Origin of the sequence: Pedococcus sp. (assembly GCF_036000045.1) — a bacterium.
GTDB lineage: Bacteria > Actinomycetota > Actinomycetes > Actinomycetales > Dermatophilaceae > Pedococcus.
This window is the reverse complement of record NZ_DASYGF010000004.1, coordinates 17801-38351: the sequence shown is the minus strand read 5'-3', so window position 1 is coordinate 38351 and position 20551 is coordinate 17801. Positions and strand designations below refer to the sequence as shown.

Sequence of the window (20551 nt, the reverse complement as noted above, 5' to 3'; positions counted from 1 at the left end):
CTGTCGGGAAATTCTCGCCCCCGCTGCTAGATTTGCCGCGTGTCTTCGCGTATGAAACCTCTCCTCGACCTCAACCCAGGTGACGTCCGCCGAGCCCGCGCCCTCGCACGCAAGGCGGGTCGCCCAGTCGTGAAGCTGGCCCAGAGCCACACCACCGTCTCCGTCGAGCGCGCGACCCTGCGCCTGGCCGGCCTGTCCGGCGCCGACCACGACCGGGTGCCCTGGGTCAACCACCTGGTCGACCGGGTCCGCGCCGACGTGGGGCTCGAGCACGGCGTGACCACCCCGGTCTTCGACGCACTGCGCCGTGGCGAGGCAGAGGACCTGCTGACCCTGGCCCAGAAGTCCGCGAGCGGCTCCGTCTCGTTCCGCCTCCCCGAAGGCAGAGAGGCGACCCGCGCCCAGGCGACGGCGCGGATGGCCGTGGCTCGCGGCATACGGAGCATCGACCGCCAGCGGGCCACCCGAGAGCGGCTGATCCGCCGGCACGGTGACCCGAAGCAGCGCCCGTGGATCTATCTCATCGTCGCCACGGGCGACATCTACGAGGACATCCCGCAGGCCCAGAACGCCGCGCGTGAGGGCGCCGACATCATCGCGGTGATCCGCTCCACCGGCCAGTCCCTGCTCGACTACGTGCCTGAGGGCGCCACCCGCGAGGGGTATGCCGGCACGTACGCCACCCAGGAGAACTTCCGCCTCATGCGGGCGGCACTGGACGAGACGTCCAAGGAGCTGGGGCGCTACATCCGGCTGACCAACTACGCGAGCGGCCTCTGCATGCCGGAGATCGCGACCCTGGCCGGGCTCGAGCGGCTCGACATGATGCTCAACGACTCGATGTACGGAATCCTGTTTCGCGACATCAACCCGGTCCGGACCTTCGTCGACCAGCGGTTCAGCCGCCAGATCCACGCCCGGGCCGGCATCATCATCAACACCGGTGAGGACAACTACCTCACCACCGCCGACGCGGTCGAGGCGGCGCACACGGTCACCGTCAGCCAGCTGCTCAACGAGTACTTCGCCAAGGAGGCGGGGCTGGAGGACTGGCAGCTCGGGCTGGGCCACGCGTTCGAGATCAACCCGGAGCTGCCCGACTCCTTCCGCATGGAGCTCGCGCACGCGCTGCTGGCCCGGCAGCTGTTCCCCGACGCGCCGCTGAAGTGGATGCCGCCGACCAAGCACATGACGGGCGACGTCTTCCGGGGCTATCTCCTCGACGGCTTCTTCAACCTGGTGGGCGCGATGACGGGCCAGGGGATCCTGCTCGTCGGCATGATGACCGAGGCGGTCGTGACGCCGTTCCTGTCCGACCGGGACCTCGCCCTGCAGAACGTGCGCTACGTGCTCAACGCCGCGGGCGGCCTGGCGGAGGACTTCCACCCGCCCAAGAACGGCTTCATCCAGACTCGCGCCCGCGAGGTGCTCGGCGAAGCGGTCGAGCTGCTCACGCGGATCACCGACGAGCCGGGCCGGGCGCCTCTGCTCGAGGCGATCGCCGACGGCACCTTCGGGCTGATGAAGCGGCCGGCGGACGCCGGGAAGGGCCTGGACGGTGTCGTCCGGCGCGCGGACGGCTACGACAACCCGGCGATCACGCTGCTCGAGACGGGGGCCACGCGATGACCTCGGACGTGCGCCGGCCCGACATCGTCCGGCCCTACGGCGACACCACGGGCGACGGCATGGTGCAGGTCTCGTTCACCCTTCCCGTGCCGCACGACAAACGAGCCGAGGGAGCCGCACTGCAGCTGGCGGCGAAGATGGGCCTCGACCCGGCCCTGCTCGTGCACGCCAAGGCGATGGGGCCCGACTTCACGTTCTTCGTGGTCTACGGCAGCGCCAGACACCTCGTCGACCTGCGCGAGGTCGAGGTCGTCGAGCGTGAGTTCCCGCTGCTCACGCCCGGCGAGGTCAACAAGGCGGTCAAGAGCCGGCTGCGCCGCAAGCTCGTCGTCGTCGGGGCGTGCATCGGCACGGACGCCCACACTGTGGGCATCGACGCGATCCTCAACATCAAGGGCTTCGCAGGGGAGAAGGGCCTGGAGTACTACCGCGAGATCAAGGTCGTCAACCTCGGCGCCCAGGTGCTGGTGCCCGAGCTCGTGGCCCGGGCCAGGGCGGAGCGCGCCGATGCCGTGCTGGTCAGCCAGGTGGTGACGCAGAAGGACGCCCACATCCACAACACGACCACCATGAGCGCGGCGTTCCGCGAGGCCTACCCCGCGGGACAGGTGCCCCTGCTGGTTGTCGGGGGCCCGCGCTTCGAGGAGGGCTCGGCACCACGCCTCGGCGTGGACCGCATCTTCGGCCGCGGGACCACGCCCGGCGAGGTCGCCAGCTACCTCGTGCACGCGCTGACCCCCACACGGAGCAAGGAGAAGCCATGAGCAGCGAGTCCTCGGCGACAGTGGGCCTGACCGTCCTGCACCGCCGTTACGTCCCCTTCTCTCACGCGCACTACGCCGGGAACCTCGTCGACGGGGCCTACTCCCTGGCGGCCTTCGGCGACGTGGCCACCGAGATGTGCATCCGCGCCGACGGCGACGAGGGCCTGTTCGCGTCGTACTCCGACGTCCAGTTCAAGGCTCCGGTCCGCGCCGGCGACGTCATCGAGATCGAAGCCACGCTGGTCAGGGTGGGCAGCCGCAGCCGCGAGATGGACTTCGAGGTGCGCGTGGTGGGTCGCGGCGCTCCACAGCGAGGTGAGTCCGCCGCTGACGTACTGGACCCCCCGATCGTCGCCACGACCGCCCGTGGCGTCGTCGTGGTGCCGCCGCGCTCCACCTCAGGCTGAGGTGTCGGCGTGTCGCGGTCCGACACGCCGAGCCTGTGGATAGTGCTTGCAGCACAACGCTTTTCGACCGGCGAACGCGGGGTTGACAGATGACAGGTCAGCGGTAAGTTTGCCCACGGTCGTCCCATTGAGACGACGCGTCAGAGGGGGATCTCGGACCACGGCCCGGCCCGCGCGCTTAGTAGACAACAGCGGAATGCTGGCTCCCAGCCAGTCTCCTGCTGGTCCCAACGGCGGCGCGGGCCGTGCTGTGTTTTACGGTTGACCCGTGCCTGCGCCCTCCCGCCCGCTTCGAGCGGTGATCCGCCTGGTTCTGGCAGTGGTCTCGGGCCTGCTCACGGCTCAGGCCTTTCCCACGCACCACGGCTGGTGGTGGGCCGTGCTGGGCGTGGCGCTGCTGTCGGCGACGGTCATGGGCACCCGCTGGAGGTTGGCCCTGCTGCTCGGCCTCGGCCACGGGCTGGGCTTCTTCCTGCCGACGCTCTCCTGGGCCGGCGTCTATGTCGGCGACCTGCCGTGGATCGCCCTCTCGACGCTCGAGGCGCTGTACCTGGCGGTCATGTGCGTGCTCACCACGGCGCTGCAGCGTCCGTTGCTGTCGACTCGCCTTCGGCCCCTCGCGTATGCCGTCGTTCCCCTGTCCTGGGTGCTCCAGGAATGGGCGCGGAGCACGACGCCGTTCGGTGGCTTCCCATGGGCACGGCTCGCGTTCAGCCAGGCGGACAGCCCGCTCGCACCCCTGGCGCGTTTCGCGGGCGCTCCGGGCCTCACTTTCGCGGTCGCCGCCCTGGGGGCGCTGACTCACGCCGCGATCGTCGGGGCCAGCCACCGGGTCGGGCGCCCGCGCCCCCTCGGCCTGGCACCGGCATACCCCGTCGTGGGGGCGGTGCTGGCCGTCGCGGCCCTGGCTCCGTTGGGCGTGGCCATGACGACCACCCTCCCCACGGACGGGCAGCGCGTCTCGGTCTTGTTCGTGCAGGGCAACGTGCCCAAGGCCGGTCTCGACTTCAACGCCCAGCGACGGGCGGTCCTCGACAACCATGTGCGTGCCACGGTGGCGGCCACCAAGGGGGAGGGGACACCGCCGTCGCTGGTGGTCTGGCCTGAGAACTCCTCCGACATCGACCCGATCATCAACCTCGACGCCAAGGCCCAGATCGAGCTCGCGGTCGACACAGCCAAGGCGCCGATCCTGGTCGGTGCAGTGCTCGACGGTCCGGGACGGTTCGTGTCCAACGCCAGCCTGTTCTACCGACCCGGCGTCGAGACCCCCGAACGTTATGTCAAGCAACATCCCGTGCCCTTCGCCGAGTACATCCCCTACCGCACGTTCTTCCGCCGGTTCAGCGACAAGGTGGACCTCGTCGCGCGGGACTTCACCAGCGGCCATGCCCCCGGGGGCTTCCAGGTACCGGCGGCCGGTGGCCGGTCGTACTGGATCATCCCGACGATCTGCTTCGAGGTGGCCTACGACGACCTCATGCGCGACTCGACGATGCAGCCTGGCCGGTCCGACAGCATCCTCGCGGTCCAGACCAACAACGCGACGTTCGGCTACACCGCGGAGTCCGAGCAGCAGTTCGCCATCAGCCGCCTGCGTGCTATCGAGCACGGCCGGTCTGTCGTGCACGTGTCGACGGTGGGGGTGAGCGGCTTCATCAGCCCCGACGGAACGTTCACCGACAAGACGACGTTGTTCACGCAGGCGTCCCACCTCGGGACACCGGTGGTCCGAGACGAGATCACCCCTTCGGACCGGATCGGCGCCCTGCCGGAGTACGTCGCAGCGCTCGCCTGGCTGACGCTGCTCGCCCTCGGCCTGTGGCTGCGGCGACGGCCCGCTAAGGTCGTGGCTTCCCCCACGACCGCACGGAAGGAACGCATTGGTGTCTGAGGCGAGTGAGCAGTCGAGGACCGCTCCCATCGACCGAGTGCTCGTCTGCATCCCCACCTACAACGAGCGCGAGAACCTGCCGCTCGTGGTGGGACGGATCCGAGCCTCCGTGCCTACCGCCGACATCCTGGTCCTCGACGACAACAGCCCCGACGGCACCGGGCAGGTGGCGGACGACCTGGCCGCAGGCGACGGGCAGATCCACGTCCTGCACCGCCCCGGCAAGCAGGGGCTGGGGCTGGCCTATCTCGCGGGCTTCCAGTGGGGGCTCGATGAGGGCTATGACGCCATCGTCGAGATGGACGCGGACGGCTCGCACCAGCCTGAGCAGCTGCATCGGCTCCTCGAGGCCCTCGAGGATGCGGATGCGGTCATCGGGTCGCGCTGGGTGCGCGGCGGGTCGGTGGTGAACTGGCCGCTGCACCGCAAGGCCCTGTCTGTAGGCGGCAACATCTACACGCGCGCCCTGCTCGGTATGCCGGTCCATGACGCGACCGCGGGCTACCGCGCCTACCGCAGCTCGACTCTGCACACCATCGGGCTGCGCGACGTCGCGTCCGAGGGCTACTGCTTCCAGGTCGACCTGACCCGGCGCGCCGTCGCCCGCGGCCTGCGCGTGCGCGAGGTGCCGATCACGTTCGTCGAACGGGAGATCGGTGACTCGAAGATGAGCGGCAGCATCATGCGCGAGTCGCTCCAACGCATCACCGTGTGGGGGCTTCAGCACCGCGCCGACCAGCTGCGCCGGATCTCGGGCACGGTGGCGACCACGGTGTCGGGCAAGCTGTCCGACCGGGAACCCACGTGGCACCGGCTCTAGGGCGCACGCCCTACGCTCGACGCCGACGCCGGCCGCGCTGGCTGGCCGTCATCGCCCTGATGCTGCTGGTCGTCCCGATCCTGGAGATCGCCACGATCATCGCCGTCGGCAAGGTCATCGGTGGCTGGCAGACCCTGGTGCTTCTCCTGGCCGAGTCGGCCCTGGGAGCGTGGCTGGTCAGACGCGAGGGCGGGCGGGCCTGGGCCGCCCTGCGGACGGCCCTGCGCACCGGTCAGATGCCGAGCCGGCAGCTCGCCGACGCGGCACTGGTACTGGTGGGTGGCACGCTGCTGCTGACCCCCGGGTTCCTCACCGACGTGGTGGGCTTCTTCTTCATTCTGCCGGTGACCCGCCCCATGGCCCGCAGGGCGCTGGAGGCCGTAGTGGCCAGGCGGCTGCTGGGTGGGGTCTTCGGTGGCCGGGGGAGAGGGCCAGGAGGCACGGGTACGTCTGGACACACAGAAACGTCCGGCCCCGAGGGGCCGGACGTCATCGAGGGGGAAGTGCTCTAAGCCGTGCGCTTGCGGCGCGGCTTCTCTCCGCGAGACTCGCGCAGCAGGGTCAGCCGCTCCTCGAGCAGCTCCTCGAGCTCGGGGATCGAGCGACGCTCGAGGAGCATGTCCCAGTGGGTGCGCTGGTGCTTGACCTGCTTGGCCTCAGGCTCGGGGCCGTCGGCCAGGCGAGCGTCGAGGCCGCATCGGCACTCCCATGTGGCCGGGATCTCGGCCTCGATCGAGAAAGGAAGCTCGGTGCGGTGCCCCTGCGGACACACATAGGCGGTGATCTGTCGCTCACTGGGGACGACGTGCTCGTCGGTCTCGAGGCTGTGCGAGACGAGACGGCTGCCCCGAAGTGTTCGTTCTGCCATGAGGGGTTCTCCCAACGTTCTGGTTCCCGGCCCGCTCTGGGTGGGGGCTCGGGATTCACTCGGCATAACGCCGCAGCCCCGCGCAATGTTCCGACGGATCGGACCGGGAAATCGTTGGCCGATGTGTCACAGATCACACGGGAGGACTGCGCCTACCCGGCATACTCCCAGTGCCATGGCTCCGGGAGGGAGCCGGTCGGCTCGGCCCACGCGGGGTGGAACCAGCCGTAGAGCGGTGCGTTCTGCCTCATCCACAGGTGTGCGGGGGACCCGAAGTCCTGCACACCTCCGCAGAGGTCCACGGCGCGGCCCATACCGTGCTCGCTGGTGCCAGGTGTGGCCGCGAACTCGCCGCGCGTGGCCTTCACCGCGATCTGCTCCGCCAGCGACCGGTAGGAGTCGGTGACGCAGAGGGGGTGGCCGGTGTCGCGCTGGTAGGCAAGGCTCATGGCGTTGAACGCCTTGGCAGCGGCCGGCCGCAGGCTCTGGGCCGGTGCGCCGAAGAGCGGACACAGGGCGGCCGCGGGAACCTGGCCGTTGGGGTACTCACCGACGTCGGTACTGCAGGCGGAGACGGAGCCGTCCACGGCCACGCCGGGGACGAGCGCCGCCTTGCTGAGGGCTCGCGCCGCGCCGAGGGCGGCCTGGTCGCCGCTGCCGAGGAGCAGGCCGTTGATGCCGCCGACCTTGGCCACCTGCTGAGCCTGAAGCCGGCGGGTGGCCCCGAGCTGGGCCCTCTGTTGGGCGATGACCGCGTCGAGCTGTGTCTTCGCATCGGCAGCCTGCTGGGCTGCGTCGATGGCGCGGGTGCGTGCCTCCACGGCGCGCGCGGCGATGTCCCGTTGGAGCTGGGTGTGGTGCCTCACCCGTTCGAAGGCGTTGGTTCGAGTGTCGCTGATGTACCCGATCTGTGCCGAGGTGTCGGACGCCTCCGCAGGGGGCAGGGAAAGGGTGCCGAGGAGAGCGCCGATGTCGGCCAGGGAGCCGCTACCGCCCGCATACGCCTCGTAGGCCCACTGACCCAGTGCGTTGCGGTCCTGGCCCATCTGCGCGTCGAGCTGACGATAGAGCGTGACGTCGCGGTTGGCCTCCGCGCGTGCCGCCCGCTCGGCGTCCCGGGCGGTGGCGACCTGCTGGAGCAGGGTGTTGGCCTCGACGGCCAGGCGGTCGAGCTTGGTCACCGCCGCGGCGATGCCCGCGTTGGACCGGCTGAGGTCGTCGGCCAAGACGTTGGCGCTGGCTATCTGTGCCGCCAGCTGGGCCGGGCTCAGGGTCGGCTGGGCAGCCATGACGGGCGCGGTGCTGGTGGGAGACGGCGACGGCTGCGCTGTCGGGGTGGGAGAGGGGACCCCGGAGGCATACGCGGGCGAGCCCGCCACCAGCAGCCAGGTCACGGCACCGACGGCCGCCCCTGACACTATGCCTCGCACGAATACTCCCCTCCCCGCATCGAGTCACCCCCACACCTGGTGATCCTGCGCCCTCGACGACCCTAGCTATACAGAGTCGCGAAGGGTCTCGTGCTTTCGTCGGAGGTCGTTGCGCCGTCCGGCCGAGGCGGCAGCGCCCCGGGGAGGCCGCCCGGCCGTCAGAGGTCCTTGGCCGTCAGAGGTCCTTGGCCATCAGGCCGACGCGGTGCTCGGGGTTGCCGAGCCGGGTCACCTCGCGGTAGCCACGCTGGCGGTGGAAGGCCAGCGACGGCTCGTTGGCCGGCTCCACGTTGACCTCCAGGGTCAGCCGCCCGAAGGGCTTGGCCCGCGACTCGAGCTCGTCGTACGCCGCGGTGGCCAGCCCGCGTCGCCGGAAGGCGTCGTCGACGACGATCCGGTCGAGATAGGCGAAGCTCGGGCCGTAGGTCGAGGAGAACCAGCGGTAGTTGGGGGAGTCGTAGTCCTGACCCGGACCGAACACCAGGACGAAGCCGGCGGTGCGGCCGTCACAGTGGATGATGTCGGCACTGGCCGTCCACTGCAGCAGCCGGCGCAGTCTGGGCTCGTCCATGGGGGAGAGGAGCTCGACGTGGTCGGCGTTGAGCCGCAGAACATCCGATATGTCCGATTCGGTGATGGGACGCAGGGGAGAGGGGCCGGTCATGGCGCGAGTCTGCCACCGTGGCGAGGACGGCCCGCTCCGGTGACGGCCGTCCACAGACGGCTGAGCCCGCGCGGCCCGGTCCACAGCCCCAGTGTCCTGCTCGTCAGACCGTCACCGGTCGTCGGCATCCTGGGGGCATGGAGGCAGAGACATGGACGAACGAGGTGCTGCTGACCGGCCGGCTGAGCACGGCGCCGCACGAGCGAGAGCTGCCCAGCGGCGACGTCATGGTCCAGCTGCGGGTGGTCGTGCCGAGGCCCCGGACGGCATCCAAGCGCGTTCGCGTCGACACGATCGACGTCGCCTGCTGGACCGCACGGACCCGCCGCAGTGCGCTGCGACTAGAGGCTGGGACGCCCGTCCAGGTCACCGGCGCACTGCGGCGGCGGTTCTTCCGCGCTGGGGCCGCCGCGGTCAGCCGCTACGAGGTGGAGGCGTCGACCGTGACCAAGGTTGCCTCGGCCTAGCGGTAGGACAATTGGAACGCCGATAATCGACATTATGACAAGTAACGTGGGGAGAGCCGCCGGACGGTGATCTCGAACCACCAGAGCACGCCGCTCCAGACATCCCACAGCTCATCGGTGCGCAGGCCGTCGAGCTCTGGGTGACTCTCGACGTGGCCGCCGGTTGTCACGGCGCGGTTGAACACCGCTCGCGCAGCATCCTGGACCCTGGGGCGCACGACCGGCACCTGCGGGACGAACATCTCGATCCGTGCCTCACCGCTGACCCGCAGTGAGGACGAAGTCCGGTCGGCCCAGTGGGCAGACAGGGTCTCGGCGGCCAGTCGTCCGGTGGCGTCGATGAGCTGCCCCGCCGTGTCCGGACGGCACAGGAGAGCCTCGGCATCCGGATGGGACCGCAACCTCTCCACCCAGTCGGGCCGAGGGCCGGCGACAAGCTGGTCCATCCCCGCCGCGACAGCCTCCAGGAGAGCCGCGGAATGCACCGGTGCCTCGTCCACCCACGCAGCAGCCACCGCCGCGGGCCCAGACTGGTCGGCGTCTCGCGCGACGCCGTCGAGCAAGGCCTGCAGTCCCGGCAGGTCCATCCACAGACCTGGCAGCGCCCTGGCGCCGACGTGGACCGCCAACACCGGGACGCCCAGCCCCCACAGCCTCAGGGCCCCGCGGCCCCCGTGAAGTCGGAGCGTGAGCGCCCAGCCTTGGGAGGATGACAGGTCAGGATCGAAACGCATGACGTCGGTGAACCAGACCGACTGCCATCCCCTCAGCCGATGGCTGACCACCAGTCGCTCGGTCGTCGCGATGACGGCGGCCGCGTGCTCCTGCCCCCATCCGGCCGGCCCGCCGACGGTCACGACGGTCCGCAGGACTGCGAGCTCGCCTGGCGCCAGGGGCAGGTTGTGTGACTCCAGGCGCGGAGGCGAGCCACCATGCAGGAACAGGGCGGCATGCGCCCTGGCTGTCGCCCATTCGCGGTCGGCGACCTTCTGGAGCCGCGCGCCCCACTCCCCAGCTGTGTCCGTCACGTTCGCCCCCCGGCAGGTCGTCGATGGAGAGTCAGGAGTGCGCCGGTGGTGACGCCGCTCGCTACGGTGGAGACCATGGACACGGCGACCACGGCATACCGGCTCAACGACGGCACCTCAGTCCCCGCAGTCGGGTTCGGCACCTATCCCCTGCGCGGTGAGGACGGCGTCGCCGCGATCGTGAGTGCTCTGGAGAACGGCTACCGCTACCTCGACACGGCGGTGAACTACGAGAACGAGACTGAGGTCGGCGAGGCCCTCCGTCGGTCCGGCCTCCCCCGCGAGCAGGTACGCATCGCCACCAAGATTCCCGGTCGCTTCCACGCCACGTCCCTTGCGCTGCAGTCACTTCGAGACTCGGCCGACCGCCTCGGCGTCGATCGGATCGATGTCGGGCTCATCCACTGGCCCAACCCGAGCCAGGGCCTTTACCAGGAGGCATACGAGGCCCTGCTCGACGCCCAGAGAGACGGGCTCGTCGTCACCGTGGGGGTCAGCAACTTCACCGCGGATCATCTGCGCCGCGTCATCGACCGGACAGGGGTCACCCCGGCCCTCAACCAGATCGAGCTGCATCCGTACTTTCCACAGGCCGAGATGCGAGCGGTCCACGACGAGCTGGGCATTCGCACCCAGGCGTGGAGCCCGCTGGGCAAGCGCCAGGCCCCGTTCGACGAGCCTGCGGTGGCCGGTGCCGCTGCCGCCCACGGTGTCTCTCCAGGCCAGGTCATCCTCCGCTGGCACCTCCAGCTGGGCTCCATGCCGCTGCCCAAGTCCGCGACCCCCGAGCGCCAGCGCGCCAACCTCGACGTTCTCGGCTTCGAGCTCAGCGCCCAGGAGGTAGCCGCTATCAGCGCGCTCGGCCGTCCGGACGGACGGCTCTTCGGCGGGGACCCGGACACGCACGAGGAGATGTAAGCCATGCCCGACGTGCGGGTCGGTGTGTCGGGCTGGCGCTACCCACGCTGGCGGGGGGATTTCTACCCTCGCGGTCTGCGGCAGCGCGACGAGCTCGCCTACCTGGCCGAGCGGATGAGCTCGGTCGAGATCAACGGCTCCTTCTACTCCCTCCAACGACCGACCTCGTATGCCGCGTGGCGCGCGGCTGTGCCTGAGGGCTTCGTGTTCGCGGTCAAGGGCGGCCGGTTCATCACCCATCTCAAGCGGCTCAAGGGGGTCGACTCGGCCCTGGCGAACTTCTTCGCGTCCGGGCCGTTGGCTCTCGGCCCGATGCTGGGTCCGGTCCTGTGGCAGCTGCCCGAGCGGGTGGAGTTCGAGGCGGACGTCCTGGACGACTTCCTGTCGCTGCTCCCCCGCACCACGAACGACGCCGCTGCCCTTGCAGCCAAGCACGACGACAAGCTTTCCGAGAGCCGGGCCCTCACCGTCGCCGAGGCCGACCAGCCGCTGCGGCACGCCCTCGAGCCGCGGCATACCTCCTTTGACAGCAAGGAAGCCCGCGCGGTGCTACGCGCTCACAACGTGGCGATGGTGGTCGCCGACACTGCGGGGCGATGGCCCGAGATGGGCGACTCGACCGCCGAGTTCCACTATGTGCGCCTGCACGGTGAACAGCGCCTCTACGGGGGCGGCTACAGCGACGCCTCGTTGGAGCGTTGGGGTCAGCGCCTCGGAGGCTGGCTCGACGAGGGGCACGACGTCTACGCGTACTTCGACAACGACTCCGACGGACGCGCGCCGTATGACGCGGTTCGGCTGCGCGCCCTGCTCGACGGCCGCGCTCTCAGCTGAAGGGCGCCGGGTCACCCGCGCCGACCCGGACGACCTCGGGCGCGCCGTCCGAGAAGTCGACCACCGTCGTCGGCTCCGTGCCGCACTCCCCCGAGTCGATGACCGCGTCGACCTGGTGGTCCAGCTCCTCCTTGACCAGCCAGCCCTCGGTCATCGGCGCCTCCTCGCCGGGGAGGATGAGCGTGCTCGACAGAAGGGGCTCCCCCAGCTCGGCCAGCAACGCCTGCACCACTGGGTGCTCCGGGATCCGGACGCCGACGGTCTTCTTCTTCGGATGCAGCAGCCTGCGCGGAACCTCTTTGGTCGCAGGCAGGATGAACGTGTACGGGCCGGGAGTGGCCGCCTTGATCGCGCGGAACACCGAGTTGTCGATGTGCACGAGCTGCCCCAGCTGCGCGAAGTCCCGGCACACCAGCGTGAAGTGGTGACGTTCGTCGAGGTTGCGGATGCGGACGATCCGGTCCTTGCCGGTCTGGTTGCCGAGCGCACACCCCAGGGCGTACCCGGAGTCCGTCGGGTACGCCAGCAGGCCACCGTCGCGTACCAGCTGGACTGCCTGTCCGATCGCCCGGGGCTGTGGGTCGACCGGATGAACGTCGAGGTAGCGGGCCATGCGTCGACTGTATGCCCGCCGACTATGTTGGGGCCTGTGCGCGCACTCGTGAAGACTCATGCCGGCCCTGGACTGGAGCTCAAGGACGTTCCCGAGCCCGAGATCGGCCCCACCGACGTCAAGATCAGGGTCCTGCGGGCCGGCCTGTGTGGCACGGACCTGCACCTGGAGCAATGGGACGACTGGGCGGCCTCCACGGTCAAGGCGCCGATGACCATCGGCCACGAGTTCTACGGCGAGGTCGTCGAGGTGGGGCCCGATGTCGACTCGGTTCGGGTCGGGCAGCACGCCTCCGGCGAGGGGCACATCGTCTGTGGCACCTGCCGCAACTGCCGGGCGGGTCGACGGCACATGTGCATCAACACCCAGGGCATCGGCGTCAACCGCGACGGCGCCTTCGCCGACTTCGTGGTGATTCCGGCCTCGAACGTGTGGGTCCAGCCCGACGACCTGGACCCTGACCTCGCCGCTGTCTTCGACCCGCTGGGAAACGCCACGCACACCGCGCTGTCCTTCCCGATGGCGGGCGAGGACGTGGTGATCACCGGAGCCGGCCCGATCGGTGTGATGGCTGCTGCCCTGGCGCGCCACGTCGGCGCGCGCCACGTGGTCGTGACCGACGTGAGCGACTACCGGCTCGATCTGGCTCGCAACGCCGGCGCAGACCTCGTCGTCAACGCGGCCACGAGCAACCTGCGCGAGGCGATGGGCACCCTCGGCATGAAGGAGGGCTTCGACGTCGGACTGGAGATGTCGGGCGTCCCCAGCGCAGTCGAGGACATGCTCGCCAACCTCAACCACGGGGGCCGGGTCGCCATGCTGGGCCTGCCCAAGGACCCCTTCGCCATCGACTGGGGACGCGTCATCACGCACATGATCACCATCAAGGGCATCTACGGGCGCGAGATGTACGACACCTGGTACGCGATGAGCTCGATGCTCGGCAACTCGCCCGTGCTGAGAGAGCGCATCGCCTCGGTGATCACCCACCGCTTTCCTGCCGAGCAGTGGCAGGACGCCTTCGCCGCGGCCCGGTCGGGCCAGTGCGGCAAGGTCATCATGGATTGGAGCTGACCGATGTACGGCACCGTCAAGGACGAGCTGGCCACCACCCTTCGGGAGATCGAGGAGGCCGGTCTCTACAAGCGCGAGCGTCAGCTCACCTCACCCCAGTCGGCCCACATCACGACGGCACAGACCGGCGCACTCAACTTCTGCGCCAACAACTACCTGGGTCTGGCCGACCACCCGGAGGTCGAGGCGGCCGCCGCCAAGGCGCTGACCGAGTGGGGCTTCGGCATGGCCAGCGTCCGCTTCATCTGCGGCACGCAGGAGCTGCACAAGCGGCTCGAGCGCGCCCTCTCTGACTTCCTCGGGACGCAGGACACGATCCTGTACTCCTCCTGCTTCGACGCCAACGGTGGCGTCTTCGAGGTGCTCTTCGGCGCCGAGGACGCGATCATCTCCGACGAGCTGAACCACGCCTCGCTCATCGACGGCATCCGTCTGTCGAAGGCCAGGCGCTACCGGTACCGCAACGCGGACATGGCCGACCTGCGATCACAGCTCGTCGCAGCCCGCGACGCGGGCTCACGGCGCATCGTGGTCGTCACCGACGGCGTCTTCTCGATGGACGGCTACCTCGCGCCGCTGGACCAGATCTGCGACCTGGCCGACGAGTTCGGCGCGATGGTGCTGGTCGACGACAGCCACGCAGTCGGCTTCGTCGGCGACGGGGGCCGCGGCACGCCGGAGCGGTTCGGGGTCATGGACCGGGTCGACATCCTCACGGGCACGCTCGGTAAGGCGCTTGGTGGCGCCTCCGGTGGCTACGTCGCGGCGCACCAGGAGATCGTCGACCTGCTACGGCAGCGGTCCCGGCCCTACCTCTTCTCCAACGCCGTGGCCCCCAGCGTGGCCGCGGGGTCACTGCGCGCCCTCGAGATCGCCGCCACGTCGTCGGAGGGCCGCGCCAAGCTCAAGGCCAACACGGTCCTCTTCCGTGAGCTCATGACCGAGGCCGGCTTCGACCTGCTCCCCGGCGAGCACGCGATCACGCCGGTGATGTTCGCCGGCGAGGACGGTGCGCGCCAGGCGGCGGAGATGGCCGACGCCATGCTCGAGCATGGCGTCTATGTCATCGCGTTCTCCTATCCCGTTGTGCCGCAAGGCAAGGCGCGGATTCGCGTGCAGCTCTCCGCCGCTCATTCCGAGGAGGATGTCAGAGCATGTGTCGACGCCTTCGTCGCGGCCCGGGCCGAGGTCGGCTGAGCCGATGACCGGCGCGAGGCTCGTGTACTCGGCGATCGCCTCTCTCGACGGATTCGTCGTCGATGCACAGGGGCGGTTCGACTGGGCGGCCCCGAGCGATTCCGTGCACCGGTTCGTCAACGACCGGGAGCGCACGGTTGGCACCTACCTCTACGGACGCCGCATGTACGAGGTCATGAGCTACTGGGCCAGCCCCGACAGCGAGTCCGACCGGTCCCCCGTGTCCGCGGAATACCGCAGCATCTGGCAGCTGGCAGACAAGGTGGTGTACTCGCGCACGCTGACCCAGGCGGCGACCCCGAGGACCCGGCTCGAGCGCGAGTTCGACGCCACCTCAGTGCGGGCGCTCAAGACGGAGTCGGCGGCAGACGTGAGCGTCGGCGGCCCGACGCTGGCCGCCGAGGCGTTCCGCGCGGGGCTCGTCGACGAGGTCTCGCTGTTGCTCGTGCCGACCAGTGTCGGGGGCGGGACGCCTGCTCTCCCCAGAGGACAGCGACTGGACCTGCGGCTGCGCGAGGAGCGGCTCATCGACGACGTCGCCTTCCTGCGCTACGACGTGCGGGGCCAAGCCGGCTAGTTGTACTCCGCGCTGTCGATGGGTGTGCCGAGCTCGACCGTCCGGCTCACGGTGCACAGGCGGTCGTGCGACATCGCGATGGCCTTCGGCAGCATCTCGCGTGCCCGGTCCCCCGCGTGGTCCTCGGGGAAGGTCACGCTGAAGCGCACCTGGAGGTCGCCCATGTGGTTGCCGCGCTCGTCCTTCAGCTTCTCGCCGGAGGCGGTGACGACGAACGAGCCTGGCTCCGCCCGCTTGCTCGTGATGAAGTCGACGTCCACCGCCGAGCATCCGGCGATAGCCGTCAGGAGGAGCTCGACCGGGGTGAACTCCGGCCCCTCTCCCCCGCCGATCCGGATGGTGCCGCCGCGCACGTTGGTCACGTCGAAGACGCCCTTCGACACGCGCTCCATGCTGATCGAGCGGTGGCCCAGGCCGGTCCCGCCGGTCTCTTCGGTCATCGGTCTCCCCATTTCTGCGCCAAGGCGCGAACGACAGTCAGGTTTCGGGCGGTCCCCGGGACCCCCAGGATCCTCTCGATGCGGACACCGGTGAGGGTGACCTTGTGGAAGGGCACCGAGAGCTCCATGAGGACATCGTGTCCCATTACCTTCGCCCGTTCGCCGGGTGCCTCCCAGGCCTCCAGGGCTGCGGCTCGCTCGCCCGTCGGCTCGGTGAGGCAGAAGCTCACATAGCGACTCGCCTCGTCAGGCAGAGCAGGCGGTATGCCGTCGACCTCCTCGACGAGGCGCGCCAGCTGCCGCGGCGTCCGAACCATAGTGACGATCTCGAACCCGGCGTGGTCGCTCAGCCTTCCGCTGATCGCGGCCTCGACCTTGGTGTGCGAGCGCAGCGGCGTGCTGACCAGGAGGTTGCCCGACTGGATGTGGGACTCGACGCCGTCGAAGCCGTCGGACTCGAGCACCTCGCGGGCCTGCGCCATGCTCAGCTGGCGCTTGCCGACGTTGACGGCCCGAAGGAAGGCGACGTAACGCGGCATCAGAGCCGGACCTCGCCCGTGCCCAACGGCCGCACCAGACCACCCACCCGCACCACGCCGTCGGCACTGACCGACAGGCGCAGCTGCGACGGGCGCCCGACCAGCGCACCCTGGTGGACGACCCACTCGCCGCTCCGGCCTTGGGCCGCGAGCCACCCGCCGAGGTTGGAGCACGCCGACCCCGTGGCCGGGTCCTCGATCGCGGCGGCTCCCTGGGTGAACAGGGCACGCGCCTCCATGGTGCCGTCTCCGGTCTCGCACCAGAGGTAGACCAGCGTCTCCCCTCCCCTGGTGCCCATCCCGGCATACCGACGCATGAGGGCGGTATCGCCGACCGCACGGCGCACCGCATCCACGGACCTGGCCCGGGCGATCACCTGCGCGCTCCCGGTGCTGACCTGCTGCACGGGACCCACGAGGTCATCCTCGGTCAGACCGACGGCAGCAGCGATGTCCGCAGTGGCGTACTCGGGGCCGACCTGCGCGGCGTTGGCGGTGAGGGTCCACTGGTCACCCGACGCGGCGACCGGGATGACCCCCGCCGGCATGGACAGCCGGACCTCGTCGTCGCCGAACCCGAGGTCCTGCGCGACTGCTGCACTGCCCAGGGTCGGGTGGCCGGCGAAGGACATCTCGTAGCTGGGCGTGAAGATGCGGACGCCGCAGTCAGCGCCGCGCTCGGCGCCCACCAGGAAGGTCGTCTCGGAGAGGTTGAACTGCCGGGCCAACCCCTGCATCTGCTCGTCGGACAGGCCCGCGCCGTCCTCGAAGACACAGAGGGGGTTGCCCGAGAACGGGTCGTCCGGCACAGCGAAGACGTTCAGCAGCCGGTAGCGCAGCACGTCGGTGGTCACGGGCTCACTCTGCCATGCTGGAGCGGTGTCCTCTCAGCCACGCACACCGCCCCCCGGCGGCCGTCTCGTCCTGCTGCGTCACGGCGAGACGGAGTGGTCCAGGTCGGGGCGGCACACCGGGCGCACCGACATCCCCCTCACCGCCCACGGGGAACAGCTCGCCACCGCCGCAGGCGCACTGCTGACCTCGTACCGGTTCGTCCTGGCGCTGTCCTCGCCCCTCCAGCGCGCGCGTCGCACCGCGCAGCTGGCCGGGCTCTCCCCAGAGCTGGACGACGACCTGCTGGAGTGGGACTACGGCGGCTTCGAGGGCTTGACGACGGCGCAGATCCGCGCCGAGCTCGGCTATGACTGGACCGTCTTCGAGGACGGTGTGCCGCCGGGGCAGACACCCGGCGAGACCGTCGAGGAGGTGGCGGCCCGCGCCTCCCGAGTGGTGAAGCGCGCCGTGGCGGCCCTTTCGAACGGCGACGTGGCTCTGGTCGGGCACGGTCACTGCCTACGCGTTCTCGCCACGGTCTTCCTGCGCCAGGAGCCTCGGATGGGTGCCCAGCTGCTGCTCGACGCCGGCTCTGTCAGCGTGCTCGAGTTCGAGCGCGAGGCACCGGCCATCCGCGTCTGGAACCACGGTCCGGCGGTGTCGGCGCCGCACAGCTGAGTCGAGCCGGGTCAGCCGCGCACCGCTCGAGTGCGGGGCGGTCGCACGACGCTCAGGTCCGCCCGCCTCGGGGTGGGCCAGACGCGCAGGCCACTCGAGATCTCTTGTGCCGGAACGGGACTCGGGTCACCCTCCCACGAGGCGAGGCCCTCCGGTCCGAACAGCGCGACCGCAGTGCACTCGCCCGGCGTGAACCGCGGACCGTAGGAGACGGCACCGAAGCCCGCGTCGGCGAAGGCTTGCGCCCAGGCCTGGGGCACGGCATACGGGACCATGCTCTCCAGCTCGCGGGTGACGCCGAAGGACGCCGCGGCCCGGGACTGGAGGTCGGCCGCCCGGCGGCGCTCCGGCAGGCGCAGGCGTGACACGACGACCTCGGCGAGCGTCGACTCCGGCAGGGCGGCGCGGCCCCCGAGGACGGGGCCGAGGCGCTCGCGGAGGGCGCTCACCGCATCGAGAGCGGTGTAGCACGTGCCCTGGGGTGCCGCGAGGTCGAACCGGCCTCCACCGTCGTTGCCGAACCACCACGGGGCGCGATCGGCCTGATGGGCCCGGAACACCTCCGCCCCCGTGTCGAGGGCGCGGGCTGGAAACCCGATCAGCGACGAGGGAGGCAGCCCCTGCGCCACCGTCTCCCGACCCGTCACTCAGGCCGCCCAGCGCGCCGCGTCTGTGGCGGCGCAGCGAGCAACCCAGGCCACGGCCGTCGGCGAGGACCGGTGCACGACGAGGTAGTCGACAGCGCTGTGCCCCTCGAACGGCTCGGCGGGAGTGGTCAGCCAGGCGCCGACGGTCCACCCGTCCACCCCCTTGCGGGTGAACGCGCCCACGGCCTCCAAGACGCCGGCGCGGACCTGCCCCGTTCGGCCGAACTGGAGCGAGGGATAGAGCAGGTGACCGTCGGCCGTGCGGCACGCCAGTACGGTGCCCCGGCGGACACGGTCGAACAGGGCCTGCCGCGAGATGCCGAGCCACGCCACCAGACCCGAGGTGTCGTAGAAGGGGCCCAGTGGCTGGTCCAGCGGATGGACCGTCGGCAGTGCCGCCAGCATGCGGTCGGCGACCTCCTCGACCTCGTCGAGGTCGAGGTCACGCCCCTGGGCGCGCAGCTCGGCCTGGCGCGCCAGGACGCGGGTGCGCACCGCCTCGGCGAGCGCATCGACCGCCGCGGTGGTGGTCGTGTGCGTGGCCATGGTGGCTCCTGAGCGTCGAGGACGAGCCATCCGGCGCGTCAAGTGGGTCAAGGTGTCAGATCCCAGGATACTCCTGCCGTCCGACAGCGACGGGCTCGCGCTGCTCGCCTAGGGCACCGGCCAGGTGTGGACCGGGTCGTTGCTGTGCATGTGCCCCGCGTAAGCCTCGAGCATCGCCGCGAGCGCGCTCTGGCGGTCCAGTCCTCGCGCCTCCAGCGACCGCACGGCCTCTGTCTGCCACGTGGCGCCGTTGCGTCCGGTGGTACAGCGGCCCTCGATGACCGACAGGTAGCGGTCGCGCACCGCGCCCGACACCCCCCACTCTTCCAGGCCTGCTTGGGCCATCGGCAGCAGATGACGCAACACGAGCTCGTCAGCACCGACCTCACCGAAACCCGGCCAGTAGAGCCGCGACTCGATCCCGTCTCGGGCCGCGTTGCGGAAGTTCTGCTCCGCCACGGCGAAGCTCATCTTGGTCCAGACCGGCCGGTCGTCCGCTGCGAGCTTGCGGATCACGCCGTAGTAGAAGGCCGCGTTGGCCATCACGTCGACGAGGGTCGGACCGGCGGGCAGCACGCGGTTCTCGACGCGCAGGTGCGGAGTGCCGTCCACGACGTCGTAGATGGGCCGGTTCCACCGGTAGATGGTGCCGTTGTGCAGGCGCAGCTCTGCGAGGGCAGGCGCCTCCCCCGCCTCGAGCCGTGCGACCGGGTCCTCGTCGGTGACCTCCGCGAGCAGAGCCGGGAAGTAGCGGACGTTCTCCTCGAAGAGGTCGAAGATCGAGGTGATCCACCGCTCTCCGAAGAAGACGCGCGGGCGGACGCCCTGGTTCTTCAGCTCGATGCTGCGGGTGTCGGTGGCCTGGCTGAAGAGCTCGATGCGCGTCTCGGCGTGGAGCCGCTGGCCGAAGAAGAACGGCGAGTTGGCCGCGAGGGCGATCTGCGGAGCCACGATGGACTGGGCAGCGTTCCAGTGCGCGGCGAAGTCCTGGGGGGCGACCTGCAGGTGAAGCTGCACGCTGGTGCACGCCGACTCGGGGGCGATCGAGTCGCAGTACGTCGCCACCCGCTCACCCGACGGTCCCTCGATGTCGAGGAAGATGTCCTCGCCGCGGGCGTAGAAGATCGAGTCGTTGAGCGCCGTGTAGCGGTTGTTGGCGCTGATCCAGTCACCCTGGAAGTGCTCGGGCATGATCGTGGGCAGGATGCCGACCGCCACGATGTGGGCACCTCGCTTCTCCGCGGCCCGGGACGCCGCGTTGAGGGAGTGGCGCATCTCTGCCTCCAGCTCGAGGGCCGCGTCGCCGGGCAGCGGGCGGGGCGGCACGTTGAGCTCGATGTTGTAGCGGGCGAGCTCCGTCTGATAGCCCGGGTCCGCGATCTCCTCGAGCACCTCGGCGTTGGCGAACTTGGGACGGTAGCCCTCGTCGACGAGGTTGAGCTCGATCTCCATTCCGGTCATCGGGCGGTCGAACTCGAAACGGCTCTGTGACAGCATCCGCTCGAACACGTCGAGGTTCTGGCGCACCTTCTCGCGGTACCGCTGCCGCTGCTCGCGCGTGTAGCTCTGAGCGGTGACCTCTTCCCCCACGTCCCCTCCTACGATGCGTGTCCGTATGCCGAGTGTGGCCTCGACCCAACCACACGGAGGGCTCGCCGTGTCAATCATGGATGCTGTCGGTGC

24 protein-coding genes are annotated in these 20551 nt (G+C 70.0%); 13 read left to right on the top strand and 11 right to left on the bottom strand.

The window, feature by feature from the left end:
- The first annotated feature begins 39 nt into the window (after positions 1-39).
- From VGN50_RS00550 to VGN50_RS00525, 6 genes are all read left to right on the top strand, one after another.
- Positions 40-1629 carry a lysine 5,6-aminomutase subunit alpha gene (locus VGN50_RS00550; RefSeq protein ID WP_327442676.1) on the top strand — a complete coding sequence of 530 codons (1590 nt, stop codon included), beginning with the start codon at positions 40-42 and terminating at the stop codon, positions 1627-1629.
- Entirely contained in the window at positions 1626-2393 is a 768-nt protein-coding gene (locus VGN50_RS00545) for an OAM dimerization domain-containing protein (RefSeq protein WP_327442675.1), read from the top strand. Before VGN50_RS00550 ends, VGN50_RS00545 begins: the two co-directional genes overlap by 4 nt.
- Positions 2390-2800, top strand: coding sequence for a hotdog domain-containing protein (locus VGN50_RS00540; protein WP_327442674.1), 411 nt, complete (start codon positions 2390-2392; stop codon positions 2798-2800). Before VGN50_RS00545 ends, VGN50_RS00540 begins: the two co-directional genes overlap by 4 nt.
- 268 nt (positions 2801-3068) lie before the next feature.
- A complete protein-coding gene (gene lnt, locus VGN50_RS00535) occupies positions 3069-4694 on the top strand; it encodes an apolipoprotein N-acyltransferase (protein WP_327442673.1) in 1626 nt (541 codons plus the stop codon).
- Positions 4684-5514 carry a polyprenol monophosphomannose synthase gene (locus VGN50_RS00530; protein ID WP_414694489.1) on the top strand — a complete coding sequence of 277 codons (831 nt, stop codon included), beginning with the start codon at positions 4684-4686 and terminating at the stop codon, positions 5512-5514. Before lnt ends, VGN50_RS00530 begins: the two co-directional genes overlap by 11 nt.
- Entirely contained in the window at positions 5499-6026 is a 528-nt protein-coding gene (locus VGN50_RS00525; protein ID WP_327442671.1) for an FxsA family protein, read from the top strand. The genes VGN50_RS00530 and VGN50_RS00525 overlap by 16 nt, the downstream gene beginning before the upstream one ends.
- On the opposite strand, the gene VGN50_RS00520 is transcribed toward VGN50_RS00525, so the two are convergent.
- From VGN50_RS00520 to VGN50_RS00510, 3 genes are all read right to left on the bottom strand, one after another.
- Complete coding sequence (locus VGN50_RS00520; protein WP_327442670.1) at positions 6023-6382, bottom strand: RNA polymerase-binding protein RbpA; 360 nt, start codon at positions 6380-6382, stop codon at positions 6023-6025. The genes VGN50_RS00525 and VGN50_RS00520 overlap by 4 nt on opposite strands.
- A gap of 152 nt (positions 6383-6534) precedes the next feature.
- A complete protein-coding gene (locus tag VGN50_RS00515) occupies positions 6535-7812 on the bottom strand; it encodes a M15 family metallopeptidase (protein WP_327442669.1) in 1278 nt (425 codons plus the stop codon).
- A 175-nt stretch (positions 7813-7987) separates the two neighbouring features.
- Positions 7988-8476 carry a GNAT family N-acetyltransferase gene (locus VGN50_RS00510; RefSeq protein WP_327442668.1) on the bottom strand — a complete coding sequence of 163 codons (489 nt, stop codon included), beginning with the start codon at positions 8474-8476 and terminating at the stop codon, positions 7988-7990.
- Positions 8477-8613: 137 nt separating this feature from the next.
- Here VGN50_RS00510 and VGN50_RS00505 point away from each other — a divergent pair, with 137 nt between their 5' ends.
- Positions 8614-8943: a single-stranded DNA-binding protein gene (locus VGN50_RS00505; protein WP_327442667.1), complete on the top strand. Its 330-nt coding sequence runs from the start codon at positions 8614-8616 to the stop codon at positions 8941-8943.
- Positions 8944-8975: 32 nt separating this feature from the next.
- Here the strand turns inward: VGN50_RS00505 and VGN50_RS00500 are convergent, their stop codons facing one another.
- Complete coding sequence (locus tag VGN50_RS00500; RefSeq protein WP_327442666.1) at positions 8976-9971, bottom strand: hypothetical protein; 996 nt, start codon at positions 9969-9971, stop codon at positions 8976-8978.
- Positions 9972-10046: 75 nt separating this feature from the next.
- Between VGN50_RS00500 and VGN50_RS00495 the strand changes: the two genes are divergently transcribed.
- Positions 10047-10889 carry an aldo/keto reductase gene (locus VGN50_RS00495; RefSeq protein WP_327442665.1) on the top strand — a complete coding sequence of 281 codons (843 nt, stop codon included), beginning with the start codon at positions 10047-10049 and terminating at the stop codon, positions 10887-10889.
- A gap of 3 nt (positions 10890-10892) precedes the next feature.
- Complete coding sequence (locus VGN50_RS00490) at positions 10893-11723, top strand: DUF72 domain-containing protein (RefSeq protein WP_327442664.1); 831 nt, start codon at positions 10893-10895, stop codon at positions 11721-11723.
- On the opposite strand, the gene VGN50_RS00485 is transcribed toward VGN50_RS00490, so the two are convergent.
- Complete coding sequence (locus VGN50_RS00485; RefSeq protein WP_327442663.1) at positions 11716-12336, bottom strand: L-threonylcarbamoyladenylate synthase; 621 nt, start codon at positions 12334-12336, stop codon at positions 11716-11718. The two genes, VGN50_RS00490 and VGN50_RS00485, sit on opposite strands and share 8 nt — an antisense overlap.
- A gap of 36 nt (positions 12337-12372) precedes the next feature.
- Here VGN50_RS00485 and tdh point away from each other — a divergent pair, with 36 nt between their 5' ends.
- From tdh to VGN50_RS00470, 3 genes are read left to right on the top strand one after another with little or no spacing between them, the layout of a single operon-like run.
- Positions 12373-13410, top strand: coding sequence for an L-threonine 3-dehydrogenase (gene tdh / locus VGN50_RS00480; protein ID WP_327442662.1), 1038 nt, complete (start codon positions 12373-12375; stop codon positions 13408-13410).
- A gap of 3 nt (positions 13411-13413) precedes the next feature.
- Positions 13414-14607, top strand: coding sequence for a glycine C-acetyltransferase (locus VGN50_RS00475; RefSeq protein ID WP_327442661.1), 1194 nt, complete (start codon positions 13414-13416; stop codon positions 14605-14607).
- Between the two features lie 4 nt (positions 14608-14611).
- A complete protein-coding gene (locus VGN50_RS00470) occupies positions 14612-15184 on the top strand; it encodes a dihydrofolate reductase family protein (RefSeq protein ID WP_327442660.1) in 573 nt (190 codons plus the stop codon).
- Here VGN50_RS00470 and VGN50_RS00465 read toward each other — a convergent pair.
- Genes VGN50_RS00465 through VGN50_RS00455 form a run of 3 tightly spaced genes read right to left on the bottom strand, consistent with a single transcriptional unit; the run spans position 15181 to position 17017 of the window.
- Positions 15181-15624, bottom strand: a complete 444-nt coding sequence (locus tag VGN50_RS00465; RefSeq protein WP_327442659.1) for an OsmC family protein — start codon at positions 15622-15624, stop codon at positions 15181-15183. The two genes, VGN50_RS00470 and VGN50_RS00465, sit on opposite strands and share 4 nt — an antisense overlap.
- Positions 15621-16163, bottom strand: a complete 543-nt coding sequence (locus tag VGN50_RS00460; protein WP_327442658.1) for a DUF1697 domain-containing protein — start codon at positions 16161-16163, stop codon at positions 15621-15623. The genes VGN50_RS00465 and VGN50_RS00460 overlap by 4 nt, the downstream gene beginning before the upstream one ends.
- Positions 16163-17017: a PhzF family phenazine biosynthesis protein gene (locus VGN50_RS00455; RefSeq protein WP_327442657.1), complete on the bottom strand. Its 855-nt coding sequence runs from the start codon at positions 17015-17017 to the stop codon at positions 16163-16165. Before VGN50_RS00455 ends, VGN50_RS00460 begins: the two co-directional genes overlap by 1 nt.
- A 25-nt stretch (positions 17018-17042) precedes the next feature.
- Between VGN50_RS00455 and VGN50_RS00450 the strand changes: the two genes are divergently transcribed.
- Positions 17043-17675, top strand: coding sequence for a histidine phosphatase family protein (locus VGN50_RS00450; protein ID WP_327442656.1), 633 nt, complete (start codon positions 17043-17045; stop codon positions 17673-17675).
- A gap of 11 nt (positions 17676-17686) precedes the next feature.
- Here the strand turns inward: VGN50_RS00450 and VGN50_RS00445 are convergent, their stop codons facing one another.
- The 3 genes from VGN50_RS00445 to VGN50_RS00435 all read right to left on the bottom strand — a co-directional run bounded on the left by VGN50_RS00445 (position 17687) and on the right by VGN50_RS00435 (position 20458).
- Complete coding sequence (locus tag VGN50_RS00445) at positions 17687-18322, bottom strand: RES family NAD+ phosphorylase (protein WP_327442655.1); 636 nt, start codon at positions 18320-18322, stop codon at positions 17687-17689.
- The gene (locus VGN50_RS00440; protein ID WP_327442654.1) at positions 18323-18868 is read right to left on the bottom strand and encodes a hypothetical protein; all 546 of its coding nucleotides are present in this window, start codon (positions 18866-18868) and stop codon (positions 18323-18325) included.
- A gap of 108 nt (positions 18869-18976) precedes the next feature.
- Complete coding sequence (locus VGN50_RS00435) at positions 18977-20458, bottom strand: glutamate--cysteine ligase (RefSeq protein WP_327442653.1); 1482 nt, start codon at positions 20456-20458, stop codon at positions 18977-18979.
- Positions 20459-20551: the final 93 nt, after the last annotated feature.